General features: G+C 30.2%; 14 protein-coding genes. 7 read left to right on the top strand and 7 right to left on the bottom strand.

The window, feature by feature from the left end; genetic code table 11:
• Positions 1-80: 80 nt before the first annotated feature.
• Genes HALO113_RS18955 through HALO113_RS18945 form a run of 3 tightly spaced genes read right to left on the bottom strand, consistent with a single transcriptional unit; the run spans position 81 to position 2,409 of the window.
• Positions 81-278: a hypothetical protein gene (locus tag HALO113_RS18955; RefSeq protein ID WP_159780715.1), complete on the bottom strand. Its 198-nt coding sequence runs from the start codon at positions 276-278 to the stop codon at positions 81-83.
• Positions 279-281: 3 nt separating this feature from the next.
• Positions 282-1,679 carry a radical SAM protein gene (locus HALO113_RS18950; protein WP_159780714.1) on the bottom strand — a complete coding sequence of 466 codons (1,398 nt, stop codon included), beginning with the start codon at positions 1,677-1,679 and terminating at the stop codon, positions 282-284.
• Positions 1,669-2,409, bottom strand: coding sequence for a prolipoprotein diacylglyceryl transferase family protein (locus tag HALO113_RS18945; RefSeq protein WP_159780713.1), 741 nt, complete (start codon positions 2,407-2,409; stop codon positions 1,669-1,671). Before HALO113_RS18945 ends, HALO113_RS18950 begins: the two co-directional genes overlap by 11 nt.
• 165 nt (positions 2,410-2,574) lie before the next feature.
• Here HALO113_RS18945 and HALO113_RS18940 point away from each other — a divergent pair, with 165 nt between their 5' ends.
• Positions 2,575-6,744 carry a T9SS type B sorting domain-containing protein gene (locus HALO113_RS18940; RefSeq protein WP_159780712.1) on the top strand — a complete coding sequence of 1,390 codons (4,170 nt, stop codon included), beginning with the start codon at positions 2,575-2,577 and terminating at the stop codon, positions 6,742-6,744.
• Positions 6,745-6,806: 62 nt separating this feature from the next.
• Here the strand turns inward: HALO113_RS18940 and HALO113_RS18935 are convergent, their stop codons facing one another.
• Complete coding sequence (locus tag HALO113_RS18935; RefSeq protein WP_159780711.1) at positions 6,807-8,057, bottom strand: ABC transporter permease; 1,251 nt, start codon at positions 8,055-8,057, stop codon at positions 6,807-6,809.
• 413 nt (positions 8,058-8,470) lie between these two features.
• On the opposite strand from HALO113_RS18935, the gene purH reads away from it, so the two are divergent.
• The 6 genes from purH to rodA all read left to right on the top strand — a co-directional run bounded on the left by purH (position 8,471) and on the right by rodA (position 15,587).
• Positions 8,471-9,997: a bifunctional phosphoribosylaminoimidazolecarboxamide formyltransferase/IMP cyclohydrolase gene (purH, locus tag HALO113_RS18930; protein WP_159780710.1), complete on the top strand. Its 1,527-nt coding sequence runs from the start codon at positions 8,471-8,473 to the stop codon at positions 9,995-9,997.
• A gap of 57 nt (positions 9,998-10,054) precedes the next feature.
• Entirely contained in the window at positions 10,055-11,083 is a 1,029-nt protein-coding gene (locus tag HALO113_RS18925) for a rod shape-determining protein (RefSeq protein WP_159780709.1), read from the top strand.
• A 9-nt stretch (positions 11,084-11,092) separates the two neighbouring features.
• The gene (gene mreC / locus HALO113_RS18920; RefSeq protein ID WP_159780708.1) at positions 11,093-11,923 is read left to right on the top strand and encodes a rod shape-determining protein MreC; all 831 of its coding nucleotides are present in this window, start codon (positions 11,093-11,095) and stop codon (positions 11,921-11,923) included.
• Between the two features lie 74 nt (positions 11,924-11,997).
• Entirely contained in the window at positions 11,998-12,423 is a 426-nt protein-coding gene (locus HALO113_RS18915; RefSeq protein WP_370519407.1) for a rod shape-determining protein MreD, read from the top strand.
• Positions 12,420-14,333, top strand: a complete 1,914-nt coding sequence (mrdA, locus tag HALO113_RS18910; RefSeq protein WP_159780706.1) for a penicillin-binding protein 2 — start codon at positions 12,420-12,422, stop codon at positions 14,331-14,333. The genes HALO113_RS18915 and mrdA overlap by 4 nt, the downstream gene beginning before the upstream one ends.
• Positions 14,334-15,587, top strand: a complete 1,254-nt coding sequence (rodA, locus tag HALO113_RS18905) for a rod shape-determining protein RodA (protein WP_159780705.1) — start codon at positions 14,334-14,336, stop codon at positions 15,585-15,587. It abuts the gene before it with no gap.
• A gap of 9 nt (positions 15,588-15,596) precedes the next feature.
• Here the strand turns inward: rodA and HALO113_RS18900 are convergent, their stop codons facing one another.
• The 3 genes from HALO113_RS18900 to HALO113_RS18890 all read right to left on the bottom strand — a co-directional run bounded on the left by HALO113_RS18900 (position 15,597) and on the right by HALO113_RS18890 (position 20,210).
• Positions 15,597-16,568, bottom strand: a complete 972-nt coding sequence (locus HALO113_RS18900) for a hypothetical protein (RefSeq protein ID WP_159780704.1) — start codon at positions 16,566-16,568, stop codon at positions 15,597-15,599.
• 63 nt (positions 16,569-16,631) lie between these two features.
• Positions 16,632-17,969, bottom strand: coding sequence for an HlyD family secretion protein (locus HALO113_RS18895; RefSeq protein WP_159780703.1), 1,338 nt, complete (start codon positions 17,967-17,969; stop codon positions 16,632-16,634).
• Between the two features lie 39 nt (positions 17,970-18,008).
• Positions 18,009-20,210: a peptidase domain-containing ABC transporter gene (locus HALO113_RS18890; protein ID WP_159780702.1), complete on the bottom strand. Its 2,202-nt coding sequence runs from the start codon at positions 20,208-20,210 to the stop codon at positions 18,009-18,011.
• Positions 20,211-20,347: the final 137 nt, after the last annotated feature.

The following is a 20,347-nucleotide window of genomic DNA, read 5'->3' as shown; positions in this document are numbered from 1 at the left end:
ATAATAGTTGAAAATCAAATAATTTATAAAAGCTGAAACAAGTTCAGCTTGATAAAATTGTACTTTTTGGACAGCCTCCTTTACATCATTAAACTGCCACAAATACCTAATCCTACAAGCAAATACAAACCAGCTAAAATAAATAATACTTTAGCTGCTTTAGGATTGTTTTTACGTACTATTAAACCAAAAAGACTGAGTAAAATAGGAGGACCAACCATAATTAATATAAAGAAAAAAACCAATCCACCTAAATTTCCTACTTCTAATGTTGTCATCTATTAAAATTTTATTTGTGTTCTTAATTCTTGTAAACGTTCTTTTTTATCATCTCTATATAACAAATTCATGGTCTCAAAAGGGATAATTTTATAATCTTTATCCACAATATGCACACACGATTTCTTTATAGCTCTTACATCAAAATTATATGCATCAATGAATTGCATAATAATTATTCGAAAAAGATTATCATATCCTAAATGAGGCGCATCAATGTTTGGCAAACAACACATAATTGATTTCAAATTCTCTTCTGCCACTTCAACTGAATTTCCCGTACTAAACAAATCAATCATTTTCCCTTTTAATTGTTCGTCTTGCTCATATATTATAGTATTTTTGCTATTATCCAACAAATCGTTTGGATTAATATATCTTGTTAAAGGAAAAACTTCTCCTTCTAATTTTAAAGCATAACCCATAACCAAAGCATCTGGATTACAAGGAACTGGCAATAAATCATCTGGATTAAAAATAGCTGTTTGCTCCAAAATTTTCCTTCTAACCTCTGTTAAGGTCATCCTATCAGTTTCTGGATTGAAATTTTCCAATCTACCAGCAATTTGTGTAGGCTGAAAAGTAACGCCACGAACACATTTTTGCTGAAGTGCATAATGAATTATTTTTCCAATTTCATGGTCATTAAGGCCTTTTTGCAGCGTAACTACCAAAGTAGTAGATAAATTAAACTCATTTAAATTTTCAATTGCTAATTTCCTAATATCTGTCAAATCAGCTCCTCTTAGTTCTTGCAATACTTCATTCTCAAAAGAATCAAATTGTAAATAAATTTCAAAATCTGGAGCAAAAGACTTCAATTGTTTAGCAAAATCTTTATCCTTTGCTATTTTTATACCATTAGTATTCAGCATCAAATGTCTTATAGGTAATGATTTAGCATATTCAAGTATCTCAAAAAAATGCGGATGCAAAGTAGGTTCTCCTCCACTAATTTGAACCACATCAGGTTCTTTTTCATTTAGTACAATTGTGTCCAACATTTTTTTAACCTCATCTAAAGTCCTATGTCTTCCATATGAGGGAGAAGAACCCGCGTAACAAGTAGGACAAGTTAAATTACATCTATCGGTTATCTCAACTACAGTTAAACAAGAATGTTGCTCATGATCAGGACATAATCCACAATCATAAGGGCAACCGTAGTCTGTCTTAGTATTAAACTTAAAAGGCGTTTCTGAGGGTTTATTATAGTTCCTGATATTTTTATAATAAGCAATATCATCTGCTATCAAAACTTTAGAACTACCGTGTTCAGGGCATCTTTTTAGCATATAAACCTTATCATTTTCAAAAACAATTTTAGCATCTACCCTCTTTAAACATTCAGGACAAAGACTTAAAGTAAAATCATAATAAGTATAGTTTCTAACGGGCATAATTAAAGAAGTTTAAAATTGTTTTATAATAGTAAATAAGACAAATAACACATAAAGATTGAATAGTACTTAAACCTAAAAAATAAAAAATGTTGGGTTTTAAAAATTCTATAAAAAAACGGAAAGTGAAATACAAAATCATAAAATATTGAAACAACATCCCTTCTTTCAATTGCATTCTTTTTAGTCTCCATAAAAATACAAATAAAAGAAACAAAAAAAACAATTCGTATAAAGCCAACGGATGTCTTTTCAGTCCATCTCCAAGGTTCATTCCAAGAAAAAAAGAAGTTTCTTTACCATAAGTAAATTCTTTTATTCCAGATAAAAAACAACCTATTCTACCAATAAAAATTCCTAATATAATTGGAAAAACAAATAAATCTCCTGAAGATTGTTTTTCATTGATTATTTTCTTTGCAAATTCTACACCTAAAAGTCCTCCAAATAAACCTCCCATAATCGTTTTTGTATTCCATAATTGCAACCCATCCAAAATATTTTTAGGAATAACAGGATTTTCAAGAAATCCAAAAATTCGAGACCCTAAAAAAGCTCCAAGTATAGCTCCTAAAATAATGGAAAGTCTATTTTGTGTTGTAATATTATCTACTACTCTTTTTCTTAAATATAGATAATATCTAAATCCAATAAAAAAAGCTAAATATTCTAAAATGAGGTGCAAATTAATCTTATAACCAAAAAGAATCGGCTCGAAAGGAATAGACATGAATGATTTTTTATCAAATTTAAAAAATTATCTTACAAATTTAATTTTAGTGCAGTTTTAAACTGTTAATTTTTTTAACAATTCCTCTTTTTAATATCCTTTAAGATTTAAAAAAAACGTAATTTTGTATTAGTCAAAATGATTTTCAACCCCAAAGATATCATAATGAAAAAACTACTAATTTTATTTTGGCTTTTGCCAATAGTAACTTATTCTCAATCAATTACAATTGATGACACAAGTAATTCTCCAAGTCAATTAGTGAATTTACTACTAGGAAATTCATGTACCAATGTATCTAATGTAATTATTTCTTCTAGCCAATCAGTTGCCACATTTAATGGAAACGGTTCTCCCTTTCCTATTAACGAAGGAATTATAATAAGAAGTGGCATTGCAAAGCATTCGGAAGGCTCCTATACAGGAGATAATCTTGACAGTCAAGTAAATAATTCTGGAGATGCAGGGTTGCAAAACATTGTAAATAGTGCAGGACAATCTGGGACAATTACTGATGTAGCTTTCCTGCAATTTGATTTTATTCCACTATCCTCTCATTTCAGTTTTGATTTTTTATTTGCCTCTAATGAATATGGACAATGGCAATGTGCATCGTTTGATACTTTTGCATTTTTTTTAACTGATTTATCAACGAATACCACTACTAATTTAGCAGTTATACCAAACACCAGCACACCCGTTTCAGTTTTAAACATCAGAAACCAAGCTTATAATTTTAATTGTAATTCGGCTAATTCAAATTTATTCAGCACGTATAACGTAACTAATACCGGAAACTCAGCAATTAACATGCGAGGTTTTACAACGGTAATGAACGCTTCATCAACTGTAACACCTAATAATTCATATAGAATTAGATTAGTTATAGGTGATTATCAAGATTATCGTTATGACTCTGCTGTATTTTTGGCTTCAGGAAGTTTTATTACTACTATAGATTTAGGTCCTGATGATACTATCTGTAGTGGTGACTCGAGAAATATTACCTCAGGATTAAGTGATACAGAATTTAATCATAGTTGGACATTAGATGGAAATTCTTTAGCGGAAACAAGTAACACTTTAACAGTTACACAAAGCGGTACATATGAAGTTACCATAACTAAACCTAATTCGAATTGCGTAATAACCGATCAAATTGTATTTTCAGATTTACAAGTTACTAATCCATATAATTTAACCGCTTGTAATAATGGAAGCTCTAATTACAATTATGATTTAACACAGAACAATGAAACAACTCTACAAATTGACAATGTCATTTATGATGTAATTTATTATTCTTCACTAACAGACGCAACCTCTCACACAAACGCTATTAGCCAAAACACAAATTATAATAGTGTAGGAAATGAAACTATTTACATTGCATTATACAACTCAATTACAGATTCGTTTTGCAATGCTATTTATTCTTTTGATTTATTAGTCAGTGACCCAATTGTAATTAATCCCATTGCTAATTTTGAGAATTGTGACTCCCCTAATGGTCAAGGACAAAATGTGAATTTATTAGCTCAGGTTTTAGCAAACAATTCCCAATTAGCTTCAGATTATAACTTTTATTTTTATACAACTGAGAATGATGCGCAAATTGGTGGGACTGGAAACAATTTAAATCCAACAAGCCATACTATTGGATCTGGTGCATCGACTCAAACCGTGTGGGTCAGAATAGTATTGGCTACTCATCCTGACTGTTTTGCAGTAAGTAATTTTGATCTGATAATTCATGCATTACCGCTTGTTGACACTATTGATGATGTAATAGAATGTCATAACTACACTTTACCCTCAATTACTAATGGCAACTATTTTTCAGGCCCAAATGGAACAGGCACAGCATATAATTCAGGTGACATCATTGACATAAGCGGAACCTATTATATCTTTAACGGTCCAGACACAAATGGATGCACTAATCAATCAAGTTTTCAAATTACACTGATAGACGAATACGACATTCCTTTAGAACATTGTGGACAATTTATTGTTCCAAATCCTATTGAGGGAGATTTTTACACCCAAACAGGTGGTCCTAGCAATCTTTCAAACACTATTATCCCAAGTGGAACTATAATCACCACAGATCAAACTATATATTATTATGCTGAAGTTAATGGTGTTTTTTGCAAAGAAGAAGCTTTCCCGTTAGTAATTCATCCTTTACCTCCTGTAGATTCTCTAAACGATGTAATAACTTGCATGAGCTATACTTTAGAACCATTAAATAATGGCAATTATTTTAATGCTCAAGGCAACCCACTATTCGCTGGGGATTCAATTACATCAACGCAAACAATTACCATAACTAATGGCCCAGATGTAAATGGCTGTAGTGATAGCACAAGCTTTACTATTTACATCATCAACAATGTAGGCAATCAAATAGTTTGTGGTAGCTATATATTACCTAATTTGGATGCTGGTAATTATTACACTGGACCAACAGGTACAGGAACAATTATACCCGCTCTAACTAAGATTACCACTTCACAAACAATATATATTTACGCAAATACAAGCACCGCACCAAATTGCACTGATAATATGTCTTTCGATGTCACTATTTTACCAGTTCCTCCCGTAGATAGTCCAGAGGATGTGATTGCATGTAATATGTATATATTACCTACTCTTACTGACGGAAATTATTACACAGAACCAAATGGCTCCGGAACCATGTTACAAGCTGGCAACATAATTGATTTAACAGGAAATAATTATCCACCTGGCACATATTATGTCTATACTCCTGCCAATACTGCTGGGTGTGATAATCAAAGTTCTTTTACAATTTCAATCAATCCTCTTCCTCCTGTAGATACTGTGGGTGATTTATATTATTGTTCTTCCTATTCATTGCCTACTCCAATAGACGGAAATTATTACACAGAACCAAATGCTTCTGGTACACTTGTAACTCCTTCTATGGTTTTTGAAGAAACAAAGACTTTTTATATATATAACATAGATTCTAATACCGGTTGCACACAAGATATTCCATTTACCGTTTATTATAATTACATTGGTTTACCAAATTTTAACAACATAACAGCTTGTGACTCTTACACATTAGAGAACCTAACACATACACCACCATCTCCTGATAATTATTTTATTAATTACTATTCGCAATCTGGTGGCAATCCAGTCGATATTATTGACCCCAATAATTATACTCTAACTTCAACACAAACAATATATGTTTTTGCTAGTAATGGAGATCGTTTTCCCTGTACAGAAGAAAAAAGTTTCACTATTACTATTTCTGAGACACCCGATTTAAACACATATCCTATAGATTTTTCTGCATTAGATATGACTGAATACTGTGGTGAATTTACATTACCAACATTACCTGCTACAACCTACGATATAAATTATTACAGTCAACCTGGAGGCGATTCTTCCTATTTAATTAATCCAAACAATTACACTTATTCCGTAACAGCTGGAAGTGTAAGCGAAACCTTTGAAGTATGGGTATATGCAAAAGCAACAAACAATACCTCATGCAATGATGAAACTCATTTTCAATTCTCAATTTACCCAAGATCTGTATTTTCTGTAGATAATGGGATTATTTGTGTAAATCCAGAAACCAATAATGTAGAACAAACGGCCACTTTAACCGTCACTCAAGATAATAACTTGAACAATACTAATTACAATATAGAATGGTATTTAAATGGCGTTTTAATGGGTAATGGTTTTGAATATGTTGCTAATGAAGTAGGTTTTTATGACGTGGTACCTATAAAACTTATTCCTGAAAATGCTCCTATTTGCTCATATGCACCTACGACTGTTGAAGTTACTCGATCTAGCACAGCAATAGCAGAAGTAATTTTAACAGATGCTTTTGAAGATAATGCAGTAGCAACAGTAAATATTCTAAATGGTTTTGGAATTTACGAATACCAACTAGATGGAGGTAGTTTTCAACAAAGTAATGAATTTTCTCATTTAAGTTCGGGAGAGCATACAATTACCATAAACGATATATATGGCAATTGTGGAGACAGAAATATCACTTTTACAGTTATTAAATATCCTAAATTTTTCACGCCAAATGGTGATGGATACAATGACAAATGGAATATTTATGATTTAAAAGATAATCCAAACACAATCATATCAATTTTTGATCGCTATGGAAAACTAATAAAACAAATTTCTCCTAATAGTATTGGATGGGATGGAACTTATAATGGTCTTCCTTTACCATCTACAGATTATTGGTTTGTAGTTGATTATCAGCACAACAATCAAAATAAGACATTTAGGGCACACTTTACAATGAAAAGATAGCATATAAATTAAAAGAGCACTTGACAATAAGTGCTCTTTTAATTTATTTAAGGTAAAATTTTTTACAACCCAGTTCTAATTGCTTCAACAGGATCCAATTTTGATGCAGATATAGCAGGAACTATTCCTGAAATCAAACCAATAAATGTAGCTAAACCACTACCAATCAATAAGTTTTGCGAACTCAAAACAAATTCAAAATCCAAAACAGCACTTAATCCAACAGCACACAACCACACTAAAAGCATACCTACAATACCTCCTATTAATGATAAAATCACCGCTTCAAATAAAAACTGAAAAAGAATAAATTTGTTTTTAGCTCCTAAGGCTTTTTGAATACCTATTAAATTGGTTCTTTCTTTTACAGACACAAACATAATATTGGCAATTCCAAAACCGCCTACTAAAAGTGAAAAGAAACTGATTCCCCAACCTACTAAATTCATTTGTCCTATAATGCTATCAATAAAATCAGTAAAACCAGATAATACATTAAGAAAAAAATTATTAATTTCCCCAGGCTTTATACTTCTGTAAGTACGTAATTTCTGAGTTAATTCGGCTTTAAATTCTTCCATATCTACCCCTTTTACAGGTTTAATTAATATGGCAGGAGTAATGCTTTTATTATTATCTCCATACATTCTTCTTAAAAAGTTAACAGGAAAGTACACAGTTATATCGCTACTTTGACCAAAGGTTGATTCTCCTTGCTTTTTCAAAACACCTATAACTGTTAGTTTTTGACCATACAAGCGAATTTTTTTTCCCAATGGATTTTTATTCCCAAAAAGACTAGTTGCTACTTCATTTCCAATAACAATTACTGGCACACCAGAATTTGATTCAGATTCATTAAAAAACCTACCTTGTTCCACTTTAATAGGTTCTATATCTATTAATTCATTTGTACATGGATTTACACCAATAGAATTTACTGTTTTGTCCTCATATTTTATATTCTCCGATCGAGTAAATAAATTAAAAGACATTTTATCCACATATTTTACCGATTTTCTTATGTATTCATATTCATCATAAGTAACATCTGGAAATTGTTCTCTTTTCCATCTTGGCACATCTGAAGGACCAAAAGAAAAACGTATAAGATAAACCGTATTCAAATCCATATCGCTTAAATCTTCTTTGATTTTTTTATCCATAGAATCTACAGCTGCTAAAACCGCGATGATAGAAAAAATTCCTATTGTTACCCCTAAAAGCGACAATAAGGTACGTAATTTGTTATTTCGCAATGCATTTAGTGCAAAGCTTAAACTTTCTTTAAGTAATCGAAGATATAATAACATAATACAGTTGAATTATAGTATTAGTAGATTAAAAACCAAATTTGTTACACCATTAGTAAAAAGTTAGTAATATATATTTAAAAATTTAAATAATTAAAACAGCAAATTACAAGCATATCTATTTGATTGTCAATAAACAAAAATTAAAAATCAGAAACTAATACATAGTATTTAATTATTAATACTAATTTATATTTACAATTTTTAAAAAGGGAAACAATCGTAAAGTGCTATATCATTTAGTTATCTTTTCCTTAGAATTCCAAATACTTAAAAAATATTTTTTTTAAGTATGTATAATTGTTGAAAATTTTAATAAGTATAACTACTTTTGCACCACGAAAAACCACCTGAAAAATAAAACATTCAAAAGAAATCATTTTAAAGGGTAAACAACAACAATTCAACACACTATGAGCACAACAAAAAAAATTACTTCAGCATTAATCTCTGTATTTGACAAGACAGGTTTAGAATCTATTGTAAAAGCACTACATCAAAATCAGGTAACTATTTATTCTACAGGTGGAACGGAAGCTTTTATTAAAAGTTTAGGAATCCCTGTAGTTCCTGTAGAAGATGTAACTAATTATCCATCTATTTTAGGAGGAAGAGTAAAAACATTACATCCTAAAGTATTTGGAGGCATTTTAAACAGACAAGACAATCCATCTGATGTTGCTCAAATGCAAGAATATAATATCCCTCAAATAGATTTAGTTATCGTAGACTTATATCCTTTTGAAAAAACTGTAGCCTCTGGTGCCAATGAAACTGACATAATTGAAAAGATTGATATCGGGGGTATTTCTTTAATAAGAGCTGCAGCTAAGAATTTTAAAGACACTGTAATTGTTCCATCTGTAGAAGAATATAATTTATTTTTAGATTTTTATACAAATGAAAACGGTAGTACAACAATCGAGCAAAGAAGATTATTGGCAACCAAAGCATTCCATGTTTCGTCTCACTATGACACGGCAATATTCAATTATTTTAATACTGATGAAACGTATTTAAAGACAAGTTTAGCTCATGGTGAAACTTTAAGATATGGTGAAAACCCACATCAAAAAGGCTTTTTCTTTGGTGAATTTGACAAAATGTTCACTAAATTGAATGGCAAAGAATTATCTTACAACAATCTTTTAGATGTAGATGCTGCAGTAAACTTGATGAATGAATTTAAAAATGACGCACCTACATTTGCCATTTTAAAACACAATAATGCTTGTGGTATTGCCACAAGAGATACAATGAAAGAAGCTTATCTAGAAGCTTTAGCAGGTGATCCAACCTCTGCTTTTGGTGGTGTTTTAATAGCAAATGGCACCATCGACCTAGAAACAGCTGAAGAAATCCATTCCCTTTTCTGCGAAGTAGTGATTGCTCCTTCTTTTGATAAAAACGCGATAGATTTGTTAGAAGAAAAGAAAAATAGAATTTTGTTAGTTATAAATGATGTAGAATTACCTACTAAACAAGTGCGCACATGCTTAAATGGTATTTTAGTTCAAGATAAAGATAACATTACAGATAATAAACAGCACTTAAAAAACGTTACAAATACTGAACCAACAAATGAAGAAATTGAAGATTTAATTTTTGCTTCTAAAATTTGTAAACATACCAAATCAAACACAATAGTTTTGGCTAAAAACAAACAACTATGCGCTTCTGGCACTGGACAAACCTCACGTGTAGATGCCTTAAAACAAGCTATAGAAAAAGCTAGAGCATTTGAATTTGACTTAACAGGAGCAGTAATGGCAAGTGATGCATTTTTTCCTTTTCCAGATTGTGTAGAAATTGCAAACAAAGCCGGCATTACAGCAGTAATTCAACCTGGTGGTTCAATTAAAGATGAATTAAGTATCAATTATTGTAATGAAAATAATGTGTCAATGGTATTTACTGGAACACGTCATTTTAAACATTAATTTTATTACATTTGTAAAAAACGAATAATATATTAATATAAAACCCTAAAAAAGCATATGGGATTTTTTGATTTCATGACTGAGGACATAGCTATCGACCTTGGTACAGCAAACACCTTAATCATTCACAACGACAAAGTAGTAATAGATAGTCCTTCTATCGTTGCACGAGATCGAATAAGTGGTAAAATCATAGCCGTAGGTAAAGAGGCTAATATGATGCAAGGAAAAACACATGAAAACATTAAGACTATAAGACCTTTAAAAGATGGGGTTATTGCAGATTTTGATGCTTCAGAAAAGATGATAAGTATGCTTATTAAAAGCATTCCTGCTTTGAAAAAGAAGCTATTCACTCCTGCATTAAGAATGGTAATATGTATTCCATCAGGAATAACCGAAGTTGAAATGCGTGCAGTAAAAGAATCTGCTGAACGTGTGAATGGTAAAGAAGTATATTTAATTCATGAACCAATGGCTGCCGCTATTGGTATTGGAGTTGATATCATGCAACCAAAAGGGAATATGATTGTAGATATCGGTGGAGGAACTACTGAAATTGCAGTTATCGCATTAGGTGGTATTGTGTGTGATAAATCTGTTAAAATTGCTGGAGATGTGTTTACAAATGATATTATCTACTACATGAGAACACAGCACAATTTATTTGTGGGTGAAACAACTGCAGAAAAAATAAAAATTCAAATAGGTGCAGCAACTGAAGATTTAGACAGTCCACCAGAAGAAATGCAAGTTCAAGGTAGAGATTTATTATCTGGCAAACCAAAACAAGTAGATATTTCATATAGAGAAATTGCTAAAGCTTTAGACAAATCCATTCAACGTATTGAAGATGCGGTAATGGAAACTTTATCACAAACTCCTCCAGAATTAGCAGCAGATATTTACAATACAGGTATCTATCTAGCAGGTGGTGGTTCGATGCTAAGAGGTTTAGACAAAAGAATCTCTATAAAAACTGATTTACCAGTTTATATTGCTGAAGACCCATTAAGAGCTGTTGTAAGAGGAACAGGAATAGCACTAAAAAATCTTGGCAAGTATAAAAGCATTCTCATAAAATAAAAATAATTCATGCAGCAAATACTATATTTCTTTATAAAAAACAGCTATAAATTGCTGTTTTTGCTGCTTTTAGGTATTTCTTTTACACTAATAATACAATCACATTCTTTCCATAGAAGTGAATATATTAACAGTGCCAACAACATTAGTGGAGGAGTTTATAAAAAGATAAATTCAATTAATGAATATCTTAGCTTAAAAGAAAAAAACGAATCATTAGCAGAAGAAAATGCAAGATTAAAAGAGCTATTATTTAATCAAAAAGATACATTAATAGACCTTCAACAATTAAAATTAAATGATAGCCTATTTTACAAAGTAAGAAAAGCTAAAGTGATTAAAAACTCCTATAACGTGAGACAAAATTTCTTAACGATAAATGCAGGTTCGAAAGACAGTATTAAGAATAGCATGGGAGTAGTAAACGACAGAGGAATTGTAGGGGTTATTGAAAAAACCTCTAAAAACTATTCAACAATAATTAGTATATTAAATACAGAACTTAAAACAAATGCCAAAATAAAACATTCGGAACATTTCGGAACATTAAGCTGGGACGGAAAAAATGTGGGGTATGTACAATTAACCGATGTTCCTCGTCTAGCTACGATAAAAAAAGGAGATTCAATTGTTACTGGTTCTGAATCAAAAATCTTTCCTGAAAACATTCCGATAGGGAAAATTGACAAGGTATTTATTGATAAAAAAACAAATTATTATACTATAAATGTAAGACTATTTAATGATATGACCGCTTTAGGTTATGTTTATATAATTGGGAATACTCATAAAAATGAAATCGAGAAATTAGAAGAAGACACTCTTAATAAAAACAATTGAATAATAACATTTTAAATATAATCCGATTTATACTGCTTGTATTCTTGCAAGTAATTCTATTCAACAACATCAACTTGTTTGGATTCCTTAATCCTTATCCTTATATTTTATTTACATTATTATTTCCTGCAAATGGCAACAAAAATGCACTGTTAATAAGTAGTTTTCTATTAGGTCTAACAATTGATATTTTTAGCAATTCTGGTGGAATTCATGCCATGGCATGTACCGTTTTAGCATTTGTAAGACCTAATTTATTTCGTTTTTCATTTGGTATTAGCTACGAGTATCAAACAGTTAAAATTGCTGACAAAATTACATCAGAAAGAATTTCTTATATCTTACTAGGTATTTTTATCCATCATTTTATATTATTCTTTTTCGAATATCTTAGCTTTTCATTGTTCTTTAATATCATCTATTCAACTCTAATTTCAACTGTTTTTTCATTCGTTATTTGTTTATTAATCATTTATCTAATCAAACCTAATAAACGATGAGAAAAATTATATTACCTTCTTTTATAATTATCACCGCAATAGGTTTACTTGTGCGTATATTTTATTTACAAGTAATTGACGATTCTTTAAAATTACAATCTGAAAATAATGCTATAAAAAAAGTCTTTGATTTTCCTGAAAGAGGTTATATCTATGATCGTAATGGTAAATTACTCGTTGCCAATCAACCTTCATACGACATTATGGTAATACCTAGAGAAATTAAAAATTTAGATACTACAGAATTTTGTGATCTTTTAAAAATAGAAAAAGAAGAATTTATAAAGAAAATTAAAAAAGCTACAGTATATAGCCCAAGATTACCCTCTGTTTTTTTAGCACAATTAAACAAAAAAGAATACGCTGCCTTTCAAGAAAAAGAAAGAAATTTTGAAGGCTTTTACACCCAAAAAAGAGCGCTACGAGATTACCAAGTAGATTTTGGGGCAAATATATTTGGCTTCATCACTCAAGTAAATGAAGCAATCATTAAAAAAAATCCATATTACAATAGTGGTGATTTAATTGGCAAACAAGGCGTTGAACAAGAATATGAAGAAATACTTAGAGGCATTAAAGGAGTTAAATATCTTTTACGAGACAAATACAACAAAGTAATTGGTTCCTATAAAGAAGGAAAATTTGACACGATATCTAAACAAGGAAAAGATTTAACTTTAACCATTGATTATGAACTTCAAAAATATGGAACCGAGTTAATGGTTAATAAAAGAGGTGGTATTGTTGCAATTGAACCTAAAACGGGTGAAATATTAGCATTAGTTTCGGCACCTACTTATGATCCCGCTTTATTAGTTGGAAGACAACGTTCGAAAAACTATACTGAATTATATCATGATTCTATTGCAAATCCATTATTCGACAGAGGATTACTAGCTCAATACCCGCCTGGATCTCCTTTTAAAATACTTACTGGATTAATAGGCCTTCAAGAAGAGGTTATCACTACTGAAACTGGATTTATGTGTCATCATGGCTTCTCATACGGTGGTGGCCGTTTTATGAAATGTCATGATTCTGGTTTATCAAAATTAAACAATGGTATTTATCAATCATGTAACACCTATTTTTGTAGTGTATATAGAAATACTATAGATAAATTTAATAATTCGTCAAAAGGTGTAGACGTTTGGTCAAATCATGTAAAAAGTTTTGGTTTAGGCAACTACATGGGAACTGATTTACCTATAGGTAAAAAAGGAAATATTCCAACTTCTAAAACTTACAACCGCTTATATCCAAATGGAGGATGGAGAGGCTCAACCATTATCTCTAATGGTATAGGACAAGGAGAAATCCTTACCACTCCGTTGCAATTAGCTAACATGATGGCTGTTGTAGCCAATAAAGGGTATTATTTTACCCCTCATATTGTTAAAAAAATTAAAGATCAACCATTAAATAAAAAATTTACAACCAAACATTATTCTACGGTAGATGCAAAGCATTTTGAGCCTGTTATAGAAGGATTAGCCGATGTGTACAATAAAGGTACCGCCTCAACATTAAAGGTAAAAGATATGCAGATATGTGGAAAAACAGGAACCGCTGAAAATAAAATTAGAGTTGCTGGAAAGACATATCAATTAAAAGATCATTCCATTTTTGTCGCCTTTGCGCCTAAAGAGAACCCTACTATTGCAATTGCTGTTTTTGTTGAAAACGGCTATTGGGGTAATAGATGGGCTGGACCAATAGCTACCTTGATGATAGAAAAATATGTAAATGGTGAAATCACAAGAAAAGATTTAGAAAACAGAATGTTAAATGGTTCTTTAGAAGAGGAGTACAAGAAAATAGAAAATATTATATATCAACGCTTTACAGAACCTGTAAGTATTGATAATACTGCACCAAGTTTAACATTAAAAGAAGAAGAGGTTAATTAAATGAGAGGAAAAAGCATAGGCAATATCGATTGGACTATCGTATTACTATATATTACATTAGTAATAATGGGGTGGCTTACCATATATTCTGCTTCTTTACCCCTTGAAATCACTTCAATTTTTGATACCAAACAAATCTATGGAAGACAAATGCTATTCATTTTTTTTAGTATTCCATTAATCTTCGTATTGCTTTTCTTGGATGCTAAAATTTTTGAAAGACTGTCTTTTGTGTTTTATGGAATAGGAATTATTCTTTTATTAGGACTCTTTGTTTTTGGTGTCACTAAAAAAGGACAAACAAACTGGTATCAATTTGGAAGTTTTGGTTTTCAACCCTCTGAATTTGTAAAAACAGGAACGGCTTTATTATTAGCTAAATATTTAAGCTACCCTCAAATTAATCTTAAAAACATAAAGCATAAATTCATTGCTTTTGGCATCATTTTATTACCTGTTTGCTTAATTATGCTACAACCCGATGCAGGTAGTGCCATGATTTTTCTATCTTTAATTTTTGTTTTAAACAGAGAAGGACTTTCAGGATGGTATCTATTTTCAGGCTTTTCAGCAATACTTCTTTTCTTTTTAGCCCTATTAATAGAACCAAAATACATCATTATAGGAGTAGCCTTTATAATGCTTATTCATTATTTAAGAAGTAAACTAATTAGTAGAAATCCTATTTTATATACTTTTATCTTTATTCTTATATCTGGTTTTGTTTTTTCTGTAAATTATGTTTACAATAATGTCTTAGAACCGCACCAAAAAGACAGAATTGATGTATTATTAGGAAAAGATGTAGATATCAAAAAAGAAGGCTATAATCTGAATCAATCTATGATCGCAATAGGTTCTGGTGGTCTAACGGGCAAAGGCTATTTAGAAGGTACGCAAACTAAAGGCGGATTTGTTCCCGAGCAACATACCGATTATATTTTTACTACTGTAGGCGAAGAATGGGGTTTTATAGGGTGTACTGTTGTAATTATCATTTTTGTTATCCTATTTTTAAGGATTATAGCGCAAGCTGAAAAGCAAAAAACGAAATTTAGTAGAGTGTATGGTTATTGTGTAGCCAGTTATTTGTTTACACACTTTTTTGTAAATATTGCGATGCTGATTAAACTGTTCCCTACAATTGGGGTTCCTTTACCTTTTTTCTCTTATGGAGGATCAAGTTTATGGGCATTTACTATTATGTTATTCATATTTGTAAAACTTGATGCAAATAAAGTGAACGAGTGGTAATACTTATAATTACTCATAAACATCTAACTCATAACCAATACCTATATTATGAACTTCAGCCTCCTTCTTTTTACCATTTTTATAGAATGATTCCCATTTTCCTTCATTATCAAATGAAAATTTATAAAATGTATTTATTCTTTTTACTTCTTTAATCACTGGAAAAAAAGGTTTAGTAGGTTTTACTATTTTTATTTTTTTTCCATTTATTTCTTTCATTTCAAAAGGCTCACTTTGAATAAATTTATCATGTTCATCGACCGGTCCAAGGTTAGTTATACCAACGAAAAGTCCATTATTTGGCAAATAAATATCATAATCAATAAGATTAACTACAAATACATTCTTTTCTTGTGATAGATTAAAAATAATATTTTTTTGCACGTAAATTGGTTCCCCTGGCCTACCATTATCATTATTATAAAATGACAACTTGAACTTACTTGTAAATTCTAATTTTTTAACCAATTGTCTTTTATTTTCGTCTTCTTTTGAAAAAGAAATAGTTTTAGTTACTACTGGAATTCTAATATTTCTAATTTGAACATTTTCCTTACTAAAAGAATTATCAATAAAACAAGATATTTCACCGCCAATAATTAACATATGACCTTCCATAAAATCATTATGCTTTATCTCATCAAATTTTTTAGTTTTAAATTTATTTTCTTTATTGGTTAATACAACTTCATTTAACAAAGTAGTATTTTGCTTTAAAAAGATTTTATTATCTAAAATATCTTTAACTGATATTTCTAAATTATCATAACCCATACATGTTAAACTAATTTTCTCAGTAATCAAAAAAGATCTATCAATTTCTCCATTCTCATCAGAATAAACTCCATTATAATCATCTAAAATAACAGTTACAAAAGGGATCGGTTGTTTTGAATCAAAATCTATTATTTTTATTTTCCCTTGAGAAAAAGAAGCATTAGTGAATATAAAAACAATACCGAGCAAAATTATATTTTTCATGACTAGTATTAATTTACAATTAAGAAATAGAAAAAATTAATAATTTTGTGTTAAAAGTAAAAGTTATTTATTCTGATTTTTTATTTCACTATTTCTACTAAAAAGATCTCTAAACTGGTGCAACAAACGTTCAATTAAACGCAAATCCTCTGTAACGATATCTGCAGTTCCAGTCATTTCTTGTTGAAATTCAATCTTCTTCTCGTATGAAGTCTCCAATCCATTTGGTAAAGCGACGTCTATTAATAAATTACCTTCTTTATCAGGTGTGGCTGATATATTATTCACAAGTCCTTTTATTATTCCATATTCTCTATCTGGAAAATTAGCTAATCGAATATAAACTGTTTGTCCTTTCTTTATTTTACCAGAGTTTTGAGCTAAAGCTTTCACTTTTCCAATATATACTTTTTCATTAACAGGCACTATTGAGAAAACTTGTTCCCCAGAAGTTACTGTTTGATTTTCAGCCCAAAGTTGTAAGAAAGACACCTTCCCATCCATTGATGTTCTTAAAACATAGTTTAATTCCCAATCTTTAATTGCTTTTTTTAATTGAAAATAGGATTGCAACACATTTCTTTCTAAATTGATTGCGTCTTTCGTGGCATTTATGTTTGTGTTTTTACTACTTTTATTTAAATCATTCAAAGACGATTGCAATTGGGATATTGAACTCAATAAATTTTTATAATTTTTTTGTGATTGCAAATAAGCTAATTTATTTTTTTCAAATTCTTGAGTCGCGATAACCCCTTTTTTATATAAAATTTCTTGTCGGTCAAGTTGATTTTTTTCTAATTCTAATTCAGATTGATTAATACTTTTTTGCGATTCCAATAATGACAAACGTTCTTTTAATTGATTTGCTTCAAATCCTTGTGCATTAGATTCTACCAAATAAGGCTTAAGTTTTTTTTGCAAATCGTTTGCACTGTATTCTTTTTGAAAAAGAGCATAAGCACTTTCCACATCTCCTAATTGTGATATTTGTAATTTTTGAAAAGGAAAAGGTGTTCTATCAATTTGAATAGTATCAATTATATTCTTTAGCAAAAAAACATCTTCATAATTTGCTGTATTTTCGATAACCGCTAAAGGAGTGTTTTTAGTTACTACACTATTATCTTTCACCAATATAGCTTCAATTCTCCCTGAAGTTCTAGCTGTTAATTTTTCAGGCGGAATGGCTGTAGTAACTACTATTTGGGCAGAATTAATATCAGGATATTTAATAAAATAAGAAAACAATAAAACAAGTAAAAGAAGAATTAGTATAACTAGATTTCCCCATCGAATCATCCAATTGGGAACTTTGGTAAGTATTTCCTGTACTTGTTCACTTCTAAGTTCTATATCAGAATTTGAATGATGTTCATTATTTAAATTTTCGTTTGGCATTACTTGTTTATTTATCTATATTCTCTTTTCATTATTTATTTAGTTTCCTAGCTGTAATTGATTCTTAACCAATTTAAAATAGCTTCCTTTTAAAGCTACCAATTCATCATGTGTACCCGTCTCTATAATTTTTCCTTTCTCTAGCACCACAATCTTATCAGCATTCATAACCGTACTCAAACGATGTGCAATAACAAGTACTGTTTTATCTTTAAAAAAGACATTTAATTTTTCCATTATTTCCTTTTCATTATTAGCATCTAAAGCACTTGTTGCTTCATCAAAGAAAAGCATTTCAGGATTTTTATAAACCGCTCTTGCAATTAAAAGACGTTGCTTTTGTCCTGTACTCATACCTACGCCTTCAGAACCTATTTTAGTATTGTATCTTAATGGATAATCATCAATAAACTCTTTTATATTAGCTACATTTGCAGCATATTGTAATCTTTCTTTGTCTATCACATCAACACCGACCGCTATATTATTTGCAATAGTATCGCTAAAAATATATCCCTCTTGCATAACTGAACCAATATGGTCTCTCCATGCTTTTTGAGAAATAGTCTTCAAAGAGGTTTTATTAATAATTACATCTCCTTCTTGTGGTTCGTAAAATTTCAATAATAATTTCATGAGTGTTGTTTTACCACTACCACTTGTTCCAACAATAGCTGTTACTTTCTTAGCTGGAATGGTTAAGTTCAGTTGGTCTAAAACATTTACATCAGAACCTGTATATCGAAAAGATAAATCTTTTAAGACAATATCATTAGAAGGTATATCCTTAGTTTTTTCATGATCATCTTCTACTTCGTCTTTCATTTCATGGATTTCAGACAATCTTGCCAAAGAGATTTTAGCGTCTTGCACTTCTCTTATAAAACCGATCAATTGTATTACAGGACCGTTTAGACTTCCTACTATACTTGTAATTGCCATCATTTCCCCAAGTGTAAGTCCATCATTAATAACTGCCAAAGCAGATAAAAATATAATTATAATATTTTTAAGTTCATTAATAAAATTGGATCCTATTCCTTGTGTTTGTTCCAAAACCAAACTCTTCATTGAAACTCGGAACAACCTTGCTTGAATATATTCCCAACCCCATCTTTTTTGCTTTTCGGCATTATGAAGTTTAATTTCCTGCATTCCATTAATTAGTTCTATAACCTTACTTTGTTCTTGAGAAACTTCAGAAAATCGTTTATAATCTAACTTTTCTCTTCGCTTTAAAAACAATATTACCCATAAGAAATACAATATACTTCCTATGAAAAAAACAATAAAAATACTTAGGTTATAAAAGGCTAAAATTCCACCCATTAAAACCATATTTACCATTGAAAACAATACATTTAAGGAAGAAGTAGTTAAAATTCTTTCAATTCTATGATGGTCATTTATGCGTTGCATAATATCACCAGTCATTTTTACATCAAAATAAGAAATGGGTAAATTCATTAATTTGATAAAAAAATCTGAAATAAGAGCGATATTTATTCTGGTCGATAAATGTAATAAAATCCAGCTTCGAATTAATTCTAGTGCCGTTTTTCCAAAGAAAAGAAACAATTGAGCTAACAAAACCAAATAGACAAAATGAATATTTTGATTTTGTATCCCAATATCTACCACACTTTGCGTTAAAAAAGGAAAAATTAACTGAAGTAAACTTCCCGCTAATAAACCAATTGCTAATTGGATAACAAAGGCTTTATATCTATAAATATATCTTGAAAGTAAATTAAAGCCAAATTTAGTCTTCCCTTCTTCATCTTTATCTAAATCAAACTCCGATTCATAGAATTTAGGCGTAGGTTCTAAAAGCAAAGCAATGCCTTCTTCAGTGGTTTCATCTGCATTATTTCCAATCCAGAATTTCAAAAATTCTTTTTCAGAATACTCAATTAACCCAATAGCAGGATCTGAAATAAAATATTTATCTTTTTTTATTTTATAAAGTACGACATAATGGTTCTTGTTCCAATGCAATATACAAGGAAGTGGTGCTTCTTGTAATTTTTCTAATGAAATTTTTATACCTAGTGATCGAAATCCAATTCTTTCTGCCGCATCACTTAATGTAAGCAAATTACTACCTTCTCTAGTGGTTTCAGAAAGTTCACGCAGCATCTGTGTATTTAAAACTTTGCCATTATGTTTTGCAATGATTTTTAAACAGGTTGGTCCACAATCTTTACTTTCTGTTTGTATGTAATAAGGAAATTTTTTCAAGCGCTTGTTTAGATTTTTCTCAAAAATAAAAAAAAGAAATTTTTAAAAATATTTAAGTTGAATAAAATATTAAATACATGCTATATTTTAAAAAAAACAGGTAATTATAAAGCAAATACTGTCTTAAATAAATCAAG

This window comes from Flavobacterium sp. 9AF, assembly GCF_902506265.1.
Taxonomy (GTDB): domain Bacteria; phylum Bacteroidota; class Bacteroidia; order Flavobacteriales; family Flavobacteriaceae; genus Flavobacterium.
Note: the sequence above shows the minus strand (reverse complement) of the source record. Positions and strands in the feature narration are given on the sequence as shown.

Bases quoted from the DNA above. Each gene is read 5' to 3' on its own strand.
- HALO113_RS18955 (WP_159780715.1), bottom strand. From the start codon at position 278: ATGACAACATTAGAAGTAGGAAATTTAGGTGGATTGGTTTTTTTCTTT.
- HALO113_RS18950 (WP_159780714.1), bottom strand. From the start codon at position 1,679: ATGCCCGTTAGAAACTATACTTATTATGATTTTACTTTAAGTCTTTGT.
- HALO113_RS18945 (WP_159780713.1), bottom strand. From the start codon at position 2,409: ATGTCTATTCCTTTCGAGCCGATTCTTTTTGGTTATAAGATTAATTTG.
- HALO113_RS18940 (WP_159780712.1), top strand. From the start codon at position 2,575: ATGAAAAAACTACTAATTTTATTTTGGCTTTTGCCAATAGTAACTTAT.
- HALO113_RS18935 (WP_159780711.1), bottom strand. From the start codon at position 8,057: ATGTTATTATATCTTCGATTACTTAAAGAAAGTTTAAGCTTTGCACTA.
- purH (WP_159780710.1), top strand. From the start codon at position 8,471: ATGAGCACAACAAAAAAAATTACTTCAGCATTAATCTCTGTATTTGAC.
- HALO113_RS18925 (WP_159780709.1), top strand. From the start codon at position 10,055: ATGGGATTTTTTGATTTCATGACTGAGGACATAGCTATCGACCTTGGT.
- mreC (WP_159780708.1), top strand. From the start codon at position 11,093: ATGCAGCAAATACTATATTTCTTTATAAAAAACAGCTATAAATTGCTG.
- mrdA (WP_159780706.1), top strand. From the start codon at position 12,420: ATGAGAAAAATTATATTACCTTCTTTTATAATTATCACCGCAATAGGT.
- rodA (WP_159780705.1), top strand. From the start codon at position 14,334: ATGAGAGGAAAAAGCATAGGCAATATCGATTGGACTATCGTATTACTA.
- HALO113_RS18900 (WP_159780704.1), bottom strand. From the start codon at position 16,568: ATGAAAAATATAATTTTGCTCGGTATTGTTTTTATATTCACTAATGCT.
- HALO113_RS18895 (WP_159780703.1), bottom strand. From the start codon at position 17,969: ATGCCAAACGAAAATTTAAATAATGAACATCATTCAAATTCTGATATA.